This window comes from Labrenzia sp. THAF187b (assembly GCF_009363375.1).
Classification (GTDB): Bacteria; Pseudomonadota; Alphaproteobacteria; order Rhizobiales; family Stappiaceae; genus Roseibium; species Roseibium algicola.
In genome coordinates, this window is record NZ_CP045344.1 from 3,118,707 (window position 1) to 3,131,023 (window position 12,317).

10 protein-coding genes are annotated in these 12,317 nt (G+C 60.6%); 4 read left to right on the plus strand and 6 right to left on the minus strand.

What is annotated here, in order from left to right:
- Positions 1-16: 16 nt before the first annotated feature.
- Positions 17-2,044, minus strand: a complete 2,028-nt coding sequence (locus tag FIV03_RS14245) for a sensor histidine kinase (protein WP_152510008.1) — start codon at positions 2,042-2,044, stop codon at positions 17-19.
- A 51-nt stretch (positions 2,045-2,095) separates the two neighbouring features.
- Here FIV03_RS14245 and FIV03_RS14250 point away from each other — a divergent pair, with 51 nt between their 5' ends.
- From FIV03_RS14250 to FIV03_RS14260, 3 genes are all read left to right on the plus strand, one after another.
- A complete protein-coding gene (locus FIV03_RS14250; protein WP_077292299.1) occupies positions 2,096-2,749 on the plus strand; it encodes a response regulator transcription factor in 654 nt (217 codons plus the stop codon).
- A 41-nt stretch (positions 2,750-2,790) separates the two neighbouring features.
- On the plus strand, positions 2,791-3,504 hold the full coding sequence (locus FIV03_RS14255) for an SH3 domain-containing protein (RefSeq protein ID WP_152510009.1): 714 nt from the start codon (positions 2,791-2,793) through the stop codon (positions 3,502-3,504).
- Between the two features lie 83 nt (positions 3,505-3,587).
- The gene (locus tag FIV03_RS14260; RefSeq protein ID WP_152510010.1) at positions 3,588-4,361 is read left to right on the plus strand and encodes a hypothetical protein; all 774 of its coding nucleotides are present in this window, start codon (positions 3,588-3,590) and stop codon (positions 4,359-4,361) included.
- 424 nt (positions 4,362-4,785) lie between these two features.
- On the opposite strand, the gene FIV03_RS14265 is transcribed toward FIV03_RS14260, so the two are convergent.
- The gene (locus FIV03_RS14265; protein WP_152510011.1) at positions 4,786-6,618 is read right to left on the minus strand and encodes a VWA domain-containing protein; all 1,833 of its coding nucleotides are present in this window, start codon (positions 6,616-6,618) and stop codon (positions 4,786-4,788) included.
- Between the two features lie 123 nt (positions 6,619-6,741).
- Positions 6,742-7,152, minus strand: a complete 411-nt coding sequence (locus FIV03_RS14270; protein WP_075282626.1) for a hypothetical protein — start codon at positions 7,150-7,152, stop codon at positions 6,742-6,744.
- Between the two features lie 344 nt (positions 7,153-7,496).
- On the opposite strand from FIV03_RS14270, the gene FIV03_RS14275 reads away from it, so the two are divergent.
- Entirely contained in the window at positions 7,497-9,080 is a 1,584-nt protein-coding gene (locus tag FIV03_RS14275) for a PAN domain-containing protein (RefSeq protein ID WP_152510012.1), read from the plus strand.
- Between the two features lie 69 nt (positions 9,081-9,149).
- On the opposite strand, the gene FIV03_RS14280 is transcribed toward FIV03_RS14275, so the two are convergent.
- From FIV03_RS14280 to FIV03_RS14290, 3 genes are read right to left on the minus strand one after another with little or no spacing between them, the layout of a single operon-like run.
- Positions 9,150-10,577: a carnitine 3-dehydrogenase gene (locus FIV03_RS14280; RefSeq protein WP_152510013.1), complete on the minus strand. Its 1,428-nt coding sequence runs from the start codon at positions 10,575-10,577 to the stop codon at positions 9,150-9,152.
- Positions 10,574-11,338 carry an SDR family oxidoreductase gene (locus FIV03_RS14285; RefSeq protein WP_152510014.1) on the minus strand — a complete coding sequence of 255 codons (765 nt, stop codon included), beginning with the start codon at positions 11,336-11,338 and terminating at the stop codon, positions 10,574-10,576. Before FIV03_RS14285 ends, FIV03_RS14280 begins: the two co-directional genes overlap by 4 nt.
- 1 nt (position 11,339) lies before the next feature.
- Entirely contained in the window at positions 11,340-12,257 is a 918-nt protein-coding gene (locus tag FIV03_RS14290; protein ID WP_031269089.1) for a 3-keto-5-aminohexanoate cleavage protein, read from the minus strand.
- Between the last annotated feature and the right edge of the window lie 60 nt (positions 12,258-12,317).

Below are 12,317 nucleotides of genomic sequence, written 5' to 3' on the forward strand. Positions count from 1 at the left end.
ACCCTGCCGGCTTTGCTCAACTTGAGGCCGGCAAGGACAGCCTGAATTGCGTTCCCCTGCCTTTTACAGACTGGCAGGTGAACGCAAGCCCGTGTTCACGCGCAAGGTCGTGACAGACCGAAAGACCAAGGCCATGTCCGCTGGACGTGCTGCCTTTTTCGTAGGCCTTCAGGAAGGTTTGCTGTTCGGTCTCGGTCAGGCCTGGTCCCGTATCGAGCACACAAAGCTCCAGTGCCTGTCCACGGTTTCGGACGCCAATCAGGACCTTGCCTTTTTCGGTGTATTTGACCGCGTTGGAGACCAGATTGCTGGCGATGCGCATCAGGACCATGGGCGGCACGGCGGTCTTGCGGGTTGATGTAACCCGTCGCAACTTCAGGCCTTTTGAGATCGCTTCCTCGCCAAACATCTGCTGGACCGTGTCGAGAACAAGCGAAAGTTCGTAGCTCTCGGTTTCCGCCGGTTCTGCGCGGGTGATGGCGATGTCTTTCTGGGTGTGGTCTTCTTCGCCGGTTGGATCGGCGCTTTCGGCTGTCTCTGTGCCATCGTTCCGCGGTGCCGTTTCCGTCAGGTAGGAATTCGACAGGGCCTCCATGTAGTCGAATGCCTCTGCGAGACGTTGGCGAACCGACGGTTCCATATGGTCGGCAAGATGGTCGAAGCTGAGCCTCAGTGAAGTGATCGGCTGTTTCAGATCATGGGAAGCGGTCGCCAGTTGCCGCTGTCGCAGGCTGGCCAGATCGCGGGCGCGCGTGTAATTGCGCTCGGCCACGAGCAGCTCCCGACTGCGCTTTGCTTCCGCTTCAAGGGCAGCGATTTCGGCCTGAACGGCATTTGCGTGTTTGTGGCGCAAGGCAACGATATGGGCGGTCAACCCGGTCATGGTGGCAATCAGCAGGCAGGAGAAAATACCCTTGACCGTGCTCGCAACTGGCAGGATTTCAGTCTCGAGGCCAACGACCATCAAGGCAATCAGCCCAACGACCAGCACGGTGCCAAAGGCTGAAACCAGTTCCGAGCTGACATGTGCCGCGCCTTCGCTGCGTCGCCAGCTGCGGCCTGCCAGGAAAACGGAAATGAACATCAGCGCCAGCAGCAGATAGCCGAAAAACGCGACATAGGTGCCGGGCGAAAAGAAAGACAGCCCGAAACCGGCTATCGACAGGGCGGAAAGGGCTGTCAGGCCGATGGAAAGTCTTGTCTCGCGGCCCGCGGTGGCGACAGAGCGGCCGGAAATGACGAAGCCGAGGCCGGATAGGGAAAACAGCAGGAAGAAGCCTGTCGGAGACTGGAGTTCAGGTCTGTCGGGAAAGAAGAACCGGAACCAGAGGCCGTCAATATAAGCGATGAAAGCAAGCCCGAGCCCGAACTGGACGGCGTAGAGCATGCCGATCCAGTTTTTCATGGCCAGATGAAAGCCAAAGAAGAAAATCAGGCAGGAGATCGTGAAGGCGTAGAACGCCGTATGGGTGATGCCAGACGCAAAGGCTGAGGCTTCAAGCTCCACCGGTGTTTCCAGCGCCATCTTGAAGGACTGGAAAGGCCCGAACTTGAAATTGACCAGAAGGGTGACCCGCTCTTGCGGTGCAATCTCGAAGACAGGCGTGCGCAACCTTGTGACCGAGTGGTCTTCCGGTGCGAAGGGTTCGAAAATCGAATAACTGATCAGGCTTTCGGTAAAGCCGCTTTCGCGGATGACATAGGCATCCAGTTCACTGACCAGCGGCAGGTCGATCGTCAGCACGAAAGGGTCCGGCGCACGGCCATCGTTCAGTGTTGCGTTGACGATCTCGACAGCGGCCCAGGCTTCCGGTGCATAGTTGCTTTCTAGCAGAGAGGCCTTGAGGGTCGGAGAGAATTTGCCGGAGCGGAACCGGTTCAGGATGTCGGCAAGAGATGCTGTCGGATCGCTCTCATAGACCAGATGCGGCTTCAGGTCGCCAATCCCCTGGCCGGGCTCGAGGCGCACAGTTTCTGCCCGGGCGATGCCGGTCACAAGAAGGCTGAAAAACAGAAGGGCCCACAGGTGCAGAATTCTGGTCATTTCCCCAAAGGCATGTCAGATAGAAGGACTGCAGCTGCTGGATCGAGAGCCGTGAAAGATCAAAGATATAGTGCCATCATTGCAGACGATCACGCAATCGTTCGCTCGGGTTTGCGCGACGCTCTGGAAAAACCGGGCCTGATCGAACCGGAGGGGATCAACGTGCTGGCGGAAGCCGGCGACGGCCTCAGCGCGATAGCCGAAGTGCGCAAGCAGCGGCCAGACCTCCTGTTGCTGGATGTCTCCATGCCGATGGCAGGCGGCGTGGAAGTGCTGATCGAGGCAAGGCGCTGGTCGAAGGAAACCAGGGTGGTCGTGCTGACAGGCATTTCCGCTGTCGGGCTGATATCGGATCTCATCGAGGCCGGGGTCGATGGCCTGTTCTCGAAAGCCTCGGACAATGCCGAGTTCTACCAGAAACTGCCGGGTATCCTGCGCGGACAGCGGCATATTTCGGACGTGTTTCTGAAGATCCTGGAAGAGACGCCCGCGCCGCCGGTTCTGACGGACCGGGAGCGGCAGACGCTGAACCTGATCCTCGCGGGGCGATCCAACAAGGAAATTGCCGAAGGGCTCGGTATCAGCGTCAAGACCGTCGACAAGCACCGCACCAGCCTGATGCAGAAGCTGAACGTGCATTCGGTGCCGCAGCTGATGGCCAAGGCGCTGAAGGAAGGCATGATTGATCCATCGCGGGAACTTTGACCGGAGAATGCCTGTTCTGGCCGGAATGGGGGATCGGCCCCATGGCCGACAGTCAGCCGCCATGCGTTACTGCTGCAAGTGACCCGCAAAAGGATTGTGCCATGCGCCCCTATTTCAGACTTTCAGCCGCCTCGCTTGCCGCGATACCCGTTGCCAGCATGCTGATCACGGGCTCGGTCCAGGCGCAGGATGACGGTTTTCGGGAGATCCGTGTTGCTCCCGGCACGGCGGTCGCCGCCAATTTCATGGATGTGCTGATGCCGTTTCTGCAAGGCCATCCGGAGAGTGACGAAGGCAATGCTGCGCTCGACCTGAAGGTGCGCAAGGCCGACAGCGGCTACAGTGTCGATATCGTCATGACGGGATATCTTGATGACAGCCTTTCCGGTGAGCATTACAGGGGCACCGTTGTTCACACGGCGACGGGCGAATGGGAGCTTCTGGAGATGAAGGTCAAACCCTTGTGCGCACGTGGTGTGAATGTCGGCGGGATATGCACCGCATCCGCAGCACCACCTGCCATGTTCCGGTCTTCCGGCGCCGCTGACGGTCGGTTGATGTGCGTCAGCATTGCGCAGGACGATGTTCTGAATGTACGGCAGGGCCCCGGAACACGGCATGCCGTTACCGGCGCTCTTGCGGCGGGAACCTGTAATGTGGAACTTTCCGAGAGCTGTGAGGGAAGCTGGTGTGAAATCCGTTCGGGCTCGGTGTCCGGATGGGTGAATACCCGTTACCTTGAGCCCGCCAATTGAAAGACATATCGACGAGCCCCATGCCTGTCAGAAATCAGCATCAGCGCAGATCTGCCAAAAGCCTTCTCATCGGAGGCTTGCTGATGTCTTGCGCAACTGTCGCGGTTCTGGCCAGCGGCTTGCCGGAGCCGACATTCCTGGAAAGCGGCAGCAACGACCTGATCCGCTTTCAGAAAGGCGAGGTGCCGGCACCGCCGGTTACGCTGGAGGCCGCCCCGTCAGCCGCTCCGGAACCGGTAGAACCTGCCGAGATGCGTGCGCCCGAGCACCGGCTGATGGACAGCGAGGGGGCTGCTGCCGAGATTGCCCCTCCGCCGCCAGCGCGGCCGCAGTCACCGGCGCTTGCTCCTGCACCCTCCGACGCCCCATCCTGGACGGACCGCATGGATCTGGAGTTAGATCCGGCCATCGGCCGGACTGCCCCCCAGAGGGAACGGATTGCGCCGGCTGCAGCGCCGAAACAAAATTCGCAAAAACGGGAAGCCACTGGTGCGGACGCCCAAGGCTTGAACTCTGCCATCGAAAAGTCCGCCGCAAGGCGTGCGCAGGAAGCTGTGCCACTGGAGGAAGCCGCAGATGCCGATGATGCGATTTCCGCGCGGCTGGTGACGGTCTGCCTGACCAATCCGGACGATGCCAGCGGTGCCAAGGGCTTTGATATCCGGCGAGATGGTCCGCCGCGCTATGTTGCCGATGTCGGCGCGACGGCCTGTGCCCGCTTCGAGCCAACACGCCATACGATCTATCTCTGGAAGACCAACGACCTGGGTGCGCTGTCGCTGATCCTCTCCAGCCGTCTCGATCTGGTCGAGGCAGACGGGACGCAAGTTTCCCTGGACTGGTTGCGGGACCGATAACCGGCCCGACAGCGCAAACGCGCAGCCACCAGATTTATTCTCGAATTTGTCAGTCGTCCGCAGGACTCTGAGAATGAGTGGATCCCGGCTCGCGCTCCGCTTGGCCAGGATGACGAGGGAGAAGTTCCCCGAATGTCATCCCGGGCGAGCAGCGCGAGACCCGGGATCGGGGAGGCACAGGCTTCTTTTGTTTTTCGGGTGCCCATTTCGCTGGCCCTCGGCTCCCCGGTCCCGGATCTTCGCTGCGCTGCGTCCGGGATGACGAATGGAGGGGTGACCATGGGAGAGTTGACCATGGGAGGGCTGACCAATGGAGGGATGGCGCATGAAGTGACGGCGCAGGACGACGGTCAATTGAGGGGGAGAATAACAAATGGAAACCGGCAGGCGGGCCTGCCGGTTTCTGTGCGGGCTGTGGGGGAACCTAGCGCTCGGCGACGTCCGCGAGACGGACGAGGGTCAGGAATTCAGACCGGTAGCCGAAGCGATCAGAACCCCTGTTTTCACTGGCGAGTTTTTCAATCGCCTTGAAATCCCAATCTCCCAGGTGATCGGTGCCTTTCAGCTTCTGCCCGAAGGCGGCAACTGACGCGGCAAAGAGGGTTTCCGACATCGGAATACCGCTTGTATCTGCCATGACCGGTGTCTCGATCAGGGTACTTTCCTTGTCTCCGGGCAGCTTGTAGCGCAGCTTCACGAAGGCGAGTTCACCCGAATAGGAAGCACGAACGGGTTCGATCGTCTCCTTGGGGCCGTAGCGCAGGTCCGAGAACTTTTCCGCCGGCGAGCCGACAGGGGTGATTTCATAAAGGGCCGTGACGTTGTGGCCCGCGCCGATATCGCCGGCATCGACCTTGTCGTTCCTGAAATCCTCTGTTCTGAGCGCCCGGGTTTCGTAACCGATCAGGCGGTATTCGGCGACGGTCTCCGGGTTGAACTCAACCTGTATCTTGACGTCCTGGGCGATCATGGAGATGGAGCTGACCACCTGGTCCACCAGCACCTTGCGGGCTTCGGACAGCGTGTCGATGTAGGCGGCAACGCCCTGTCCGTTCTGCGCAAGGGTCTGCATCAGTTCATCGTTGTAATTGCCGCGTCCGAAGCCGAGAACGGAAAGCGCCGTGCCGTTTTCCCGCTGTTCAGTGACATAGCGTTTCAGGCTGTCCGGGTCGGAGAGGCCGACATTGAAGTCGCCGTCGGTGGCCAGGATTATCCTGGTCTGCTCGCCGTCGCCGGTCATTGTTTCGGCCAGAGCGTAGGCTCCTTTCAGACCTTCATGACCTGCCGTTGAGCCACCGGAGGTCAACGCGTTGATCTTTTCCAGGATCCGGCTCTTGTCGGTAACCTTGGTCGGCTCCAGCAGAACACCGGAGCTGCCGGCGTATGTGACGATCGCCACTTCGTCCTCGTCGCGGAGCGTGGACAGCAGCAGGCGGAAGGATTGCTGCAACAGCGGCAGCTTGTTGGCATCGGCCATGGAGCCGGACGTGTCGATCAGGAACACGAGGTTCTGCGGGGGAAGGTCATCGAGCGGCACCTTGTAGCCCTGGATGCCGACCTGCATCAGCCTGGTGTGTTCGTTCCACGGGGTGTCGATCACGGAAACATTGGTGGAGAAGGGGTGACCGCCCTTTTCGGGCACGGGGTAACTGTAATCGAAGTAGTTGACCATTTCTTCCACGCGCACGGCATCCGGGTTTGGCAACCGGCCGCCGGACAGCGTGCTGCGGACATAGGAATAGGAAGCGGTGTCGACATCGACGGAGAAGGTCGATACCGGTTCCGCGCTCGTGCGTTTCAGCGGGTTTACTTCTGCGGATGCAAACCGTTCCCTGTCTGCAGGTTGAACGGTTGGCATTGCCGGTGGTTCTGGCTGAGCCACCTTTCTCGGGGCAGAGCCGCCGCTGCCGGAGGAAAGTGACATCAGGCCGCCGGTGGTTGCCTCCGAGCCAATCATTAGTCTGTCCTGAAATGCCGGGGCCGGGGCCGGGGCAGGCTGGGGGGCTACGGCCGGACGTGAGATGTCCGCGATGACGGAGTGGCTTTCCTCCTGTTTTCTGCGCTGGGTTGTCGAAACCGAGGCATCATCGTCTCGCTCACCTGCGATGTTCATCCGGCCGGCTTCTTCCGCCGGGCTTGTGAGCTTTTTCCCGAGCTCCTGCCAATCGATGGTTTGCGAGGCGATGCCGGCGAAGGCGATTGTCATCAGCGAAGCGGAGCTGATCAGCAAGGTTCTGGGCATGTGTTTGCCAAACATGAGACAAATCCTTTTCGTCGCCCGGAGGAAAGGTCCGGGTGTCGGGGTGATGGGGAAAGGTTGGGTAATGTGCCGGGCAAGAGCCGCGCCCTCACGGCGCGGCCTTGGTGTGTTTACCGGGTGTTACCGGAACACGATGCGGTAGCTTGCGCCCTTGCGGCAGACCGAGGTGCTGGAGTCCGCGTACCAGGTTTTCAGCAGGTTCCAGCGGCCGTTGGATTTCAGCTTGCGGAACTGGACCCGGACAAAGGTGCTGGCGTTGTTCACGCCTTCCAGGTTCCGGGTGACCTTGTAGGTGCCACCGTGGGCGATGACGCGGTTGGAAATGTTTTCCGAGCGCCAGCGGTTGGAACCGAGGTCACGGTAATCGAGATCGTAAAGCTGGATCGGCTGGCCGGTGTTGTTTTTCACCGTGATGTTGACCTTCTTGCAGATGTCGAACAGGGCGGCTGCCGGGGTCACGGCTCCGAGGGAGGCAACGCCTGCAATGGCGAGAACGGTGGCGGCTGCTGCGGTTTTGGCAAGGGCTTTCATTGGTCAATTCCTTTCTCTTGAATAATCTCCTTTCGGAGGAGGTATCGATCTTTCGATGAGAGAAAGGTGCCAGAACGAGCGGGGTGTCAGTATGGGGTCGATACCCCAATCGCGCGTCTGGTGAGGTACCTGAAAGCGGGCCGGTCACCGCAACCAGCGGGTTGAAGACACGTTTCGATATTTGGTCTATTGCTGCTTCGTCGCCTGCTTTGAAAAAACGATTTCGAGATGACGATTTCATTCCCGGACCGGCCGTACCGGTCGACCTGAGGCCCCGGCTTTTTCGGGCGCCCGATCAGCCCTGCCAAAACTATTTAAACGGATTGCCTGGAGAAGGAGTGCCCATGATTTCGAGATGCCTGGTGTTTATCCTGTTCTGTCTTGCCGCAACGGTGGCGAAAGCGGCCGATGTGTTTCCGTCGAACGCGGAAGGTTGCGACTATCATTTGCGGGGTCAGATCGTCTCGGGTGATGCGGAAAAGCTCAAGGTTCTGCCGATCAACTCGCAAGGCATCACGCTGTGTCTCGATAGCCCCGGGGGCAGCTTTGCCGAAGGAAAGCGGCTGTTCGACACGATCTGGGACCAGGATATCGCAACCATGGTGCGTTCGGGAGAACGGTGCGAATCCGCCTGTTCGCTGGCTTTCCTTGGCGGCAGCATGCGGATCGGGACAGCCGTGATCCGCTTTCAGATGCGCTCTCTGCGTCCAGGGGGCAAGCTCGGTTTCCATTCACCCAGCCTCAACCTGCCGAACGAGAACAGTTACCCTGCCAGCGAAGTCCAGACTGCCTTTGCGATTGCGCTGAAGGCTGCCGAATCCTTTTTCGATATCAAGCTGAGCGAAGAGCACGACGTCGAAGCCATGACGGATTTCCTCTATCAGCGGATCCTCGGCACGCGTCCCGAAAACATGTTTCACATAGAGAGCATCGGCGATGCGGTGCTGGCCAATATCACCGTCACCGGACTGACACCACCAGCCTCGATTACGGAACGGGAAATCGCAAATATTTGCGACAACGCCTATGCGGCCAATCTGATGGATGGTCGGCCGGGATATACGACCAGTTCACAATACTACGACGAAATCCTGATCGGTGATCCGGATGGCGACCGGAAAGTGGTGCTGACTAGGCGGGGAGAGGACCTGATCGGCAAGGTCTTCAACTATGATACTCCGAGCAAATTCTCGGCGCTTGGCTGTTTGGTCCGGATATCCGACGACTGGAAACGGTTCTGGGATACCGATTACAGCCCGCTCAGCGTCCGTTTCGAGCAGTATTCCGTTGGTGACGATTTCGGTGACGGGGAGGCCGAGGAATTTTCCGCGCCTTACTGGTATCTGCTGCCGGCTTCCCTGAAGCTTGACCAACAGGCAGAAAGAAACGTTGCGGGGCAGAATGACAATGCGCCCGCGTCTGCACCTGCTGCGTCAGGCGAGGGCGGTTTCGTTCGCCTGAGCGGCTATGATCTTTATGGCGGAGATCTGCCGGATGGTGTGCTCCGCAACATGAGCGCGGAGGACTGTATCTCGTCCTGTCGTGCCAGAAGCGGCTGTGATGCCGTGACCCACGACCGGTGGAACCGGATCTGCATTCAAAAGTCCGTCGGTGACAGCAATGGCAGGCTCTATCTTCTTTCCAAGGCCGACACCTATGTGCAGCGGGCTGCCGCCGGGTCTCTCAAACCCAATCTGAGCGTGCCTGTCCAGACGTTTACCAAACAGAACAAGGGCTTTCCCGGACAGCCGGATGAAAGCCTGCAGGCGGGATCGGCCGGCCAGTGCGAGACGCTCTGCACGGAACGCACCTGCCTCGGGTTCAACTGGTCTGCCGGGTCTGGAAGATGCGATCTGTTCGCGCGGCCGGGTGTCTATTCAGATGCCGAAGGTATCGTGGCCGGGTTCATGGTTCAGCCGGCCCAATAGGACCATCCAGTAGGACCGCCCAACAAAACAGGCCCGTCCGCGGTTCCGTTGACCGCGGACGGTGTCTGATCAGACTGCCTTCTGTCCGACGAAGCGGCCGGCACCTTCCGGAAAAGGCAGGGCCTTGTGGGCGTCGGCGAAGGCCTTGAGCTTTTCGCCGACTTCCGCTCCCGGCAGGGAACTGGCGCGGGTGTTGAGATCGACATGGAGCAGAAGGGTTTCCATGGTCGCGGCAAGTTTGCCGTCAGCGTTTTTCAGGAAGTGAAACAGCTGCATCTTCTTGCCTTCCCCCTGGAGCACCTGGGTCGTGACCGTCAGGCGTTCGCCCGCCAGAAGCTCGTCCAGATAGCGCAGGTGATTTTCAACGGTGAAATAGCTCTTGCCGGACGCGATATAGTCGGCATCCGCGCCGATCAGCTCCATGAACCGGTCGGTTGCGGCAGCACCTGCTTCCAGGTAGTGCGCCTCGTTCATGTGGCCGTTGTAGTCGGTCCAGCTCTGCGGGATCTGGCGGTCTCCCGTGATCGGCAGTTCAGCCTCCGCCGGTGCCGCCAAAGCCCGTTCATGGGTATTGAGAACGCCGCCTGCACCGCTGCCGCTTTTCTTCAGTGCTCGCATCATGCCGACGAGATTGTCGTCGCGCAGGCGTTCCAGCTCGCGGATGGAGCGATGGCCGGACTGGGCATCGGACTGACCGGCGATCAGGTCGACCAGCTCGTCGGTGAATTCCGGCACGTCCATCAGTTTGGTCCAGGGCCAGGAGAGGCATGGACCGAACTGGGCCATGAAGTGCTTCATGCCGGCTTCCCCGCCGGCGATACGATAGGTCTCAAAAAGGCCCATCTGCGCCCAGCGCAGACCGAAGCCCATGCGGATTGCCTCGTCGATTTCTTCGGTCGTGGCAATGCCGTCCTTCACCAGCCAGAGCGCCTCGCGCCAGACAGCTTCCAGGAACCGGTCGGCAATGTGGGCGTCGATCTCCTTGCGGACATGAAGCGGGAACATGCCTACACTGCGCAGGACCTCGGCCGCGCGAGCGGTTTCGGCCGCATCACCGACAAGTTCCACCAACGGCAACAGATAGACCGGGTTGAACGGGTGGGCGACGACGGCGCGCGCGCCTTCGCTGGTCAGTTCGGACGGCTTGAAGCCGGATGTCGACGAGCCGATGACGGCGGTCTTGGGCGCGAGCTCCGTCAGGCTGCCCAGGACCTTGTGCTTGAGGTCGAGGCGTTCGGGAACGCTTTCCTGCACCCAGTCAGCACCAGCGGCTGCCTCGGCAAGATCTGAATGGAACGACAATTTGCCTTCGTCCGGCAGGCGCTTGTCATAGAGCGCGGGCAGGCTGCGGCGCGCATTGTCGATGACTTCGCCGATCTTGCGTTCGGCTTCCGGGTCGGGGTCGAAGACGGCAACGTCCCAACCGTTCAAAAGGAAACGGGCGGCCCAGCCGCCACCGATCACGCCGCCGCCGACGATGCATGCTTTTTGGGTCATGGTGCAAGTGTCTCCGTGTGGCCGTCGATGGCCAGGATCTGTCCTGAAATGCGGGCGCCTGCTTCGGACGCCAGAAAGTGAATGGTGTTTGCCACATCCTGGGCGGTGACCCAGGTCTTGAGTGAAACACCCTTGACGTAGCTTTCTCGAATGGCCTCTTCGGTCTCGCCGCGCGCTCTGGCTTCCATCGCGACGACCCTATCCATCCGCTCCCCTTCCACCGCGCCCGGGCAGACCGCGTTGACGCGAATGCCGTGGGGGCCGAGCTCCATTGCGAGCGTCTTGGTGAGGCCGACAATCGCCCATTTTGCGGAGGCGTATGGCGAGCGGAACGGGTAGCCGTAAAGTCCGGCGGTCGACGAGGTGAGCGTGATCAGACCGTGCCCCTGAGCTTTCAGCACTCTGGCCGCCCAGCGGCAGGTCAGGAAGGCTCCGTGGAGATTGGTCGCGACGCAGCGTTGCCACTCCGCGAAGTCCAGCGTCTCGATCGCCCCTGCAGGGCCGCCCGTGCCGGCATTGGCGCAGACCACGTCGATGCCTTTCCAGCGGTGTTCAAGGTCGTTCAGGAACGCGGACATTTCCGCTTCGCTGGTGACATCGGCAACAGCAGCGATCGCCTTGCCATTGGCTTGCGAGAATGCGGAAACGGCTGCAGGATCCGCATCACAGATCGCGACTTCGTCTCCGTCCGCCAGGAACCGTTCCGCAATGGCGCGGCCGATCCCGGACGCTCCGGCCGTGACGAGGACCCTGCGGCTCATGTCAGGCGCTCACCGGCGCGCGTTTGGTCAGGCCAAGCTTTTCACGAACGGCCTGCGGGCCGATGATCTTGGCGCCCATGCCTTCGACAACGCCGACGGCCTTCTCGACCAGCTGTGCATTGGTGGCAAGCACGCCTTTTTCGAGGAAGATGTTGTCCTCAAGGCCAACACGGACGTTGCCGCCGGCCAGGATGGAGGCCGCCACATAGGGCATCTGATCTCGGCCGAGGCTGAAGGCCGACCAGGCCCAGTCATCCGGAATGGCGTTGACCATGGCCATGAAGGTGTTGAGGTCGTTCGGCGCGCCCCAGGGCACACCCATGCAGAGCTGCACCAATGCCGGAGAAGCAAGCGTGCCTTCCTTGACGAGCTGCTTTGCAAACCAGAGGTGGCCGGTGTCGAAGGCTTCGATTTCCGGCTTCACGCCCAGTTCGGTCATCATGGCCCCCATGGCGCGCAGCATGCCGGGGGTGTTGGTCATGACATAGTCGGCTTCGGCGAAATTCATGGTGCCGCAGTCGAGCGTGCAGATTTCAGGCAGGCACTCGCGGATATGGGCCATGCGCTCCGTTGCGCCGACCATGTCGGTTCCCTTTTCAACCAGCGGCAACGGGCTTTCTGTGGACCCGAACACGATGTCGCCGCCCATGCCTGCGGTGAGGTTCAGCACCACATCCACATCGGCGGCGCGGATGAGATCCGTGACTTCCCGGTAGAGGTCGAGCCGGCGGGAGGGAGTGCCGGTTTCCGGATCGCGCACGTGGCAATGGACGACGGCGGCCCCCGCCTTGGCGGCATCGATGGCGCTGTCGGCGATCTGCTTCGGGCTGCGCGGCACATGTGGAGACTTGTCCTGGGTACCGCCCGACCCGGTGACGGCGCAGGTGATGAAGACTTCGCGGTTCATGGTCAATGGCATTTGGTTCTCCTGGATCAGCGACAGTTCAACCGGAACCGATTGAACTGCCGGAAACTGATT

What these genes read in the sequence shown, in the direction of transcription:
- FIV03_RS14245 (WP_152510008.1), bottom strand. Translation starts at nt 2,044, where the DNA reads ATGACCAGAATTCTGCACCTGTGGGCCCTTCTGTTTTTCAGCCTTCTT.
- FIV03_RS14255 (WP_152510009.1), top strand. Translation starts at nt 2,791, where the DNA reads ATGGCCGACAGTCAGCCGCCATGCGTTACTGCTGCAAGTGACCCGCAA.
- FIV03_RS14260 (WP_152510010.1), top strand. Translation starts at nt 3,588, where the DNA reads ATGTCTTGCGCAACTGTCGCGGTTCTGGCCAGCGGCTTGCCGGAGCCG.
- FIV03_RS14265 (WP_152510011.1), bottom strand. Translation starts at nt 6,618, where the DNA reads ATGTTTGGCAAACACATGCCCAGAACCTTGCTGATCAGCTCCGCTTCG.
- FIV03_RS14270 (WP_075282626.1), bottom strand. Translation starts at nt 7,152, where the DNA reads ATGAAAGCCCTTGCCAAAACCGCAGCAGCCGCCACCGTTCTCGCCATT.
- FIV03_RS14275 (WP_152510012.1), top strand. Translation starts at nt 7,497, where the DNA reads ATGATTTCGAGATGCCTGGTGTTTATCCTGTTCTGTCTTGCCGCAACG.
- FIV03_RS14280 (WP_152510013.1), bottom strand. Translation starts at nt 10,577, where the DNA reads ATGACCCAAAAAGCATGCATCGTCGGCGGCGGCGTGATCGGTGGCGGC.
- FIV03_RS14285 (WP_152510014.1), bottom strand. Translation starts at nt 11,338, where the DNA reads ATGAGCCGCAGGGTCCTCGTCACGGCCGGAGCGTCCGGGATCGGCCGC.
- FIV03_RS14290 (WP_031269089.1), bottom strand. Translation starts at nt 12,257, where the DNA reads ATGCCATTGACCATGAACCGCGAAGTCTTCATCACCTGCGCCGTCACC.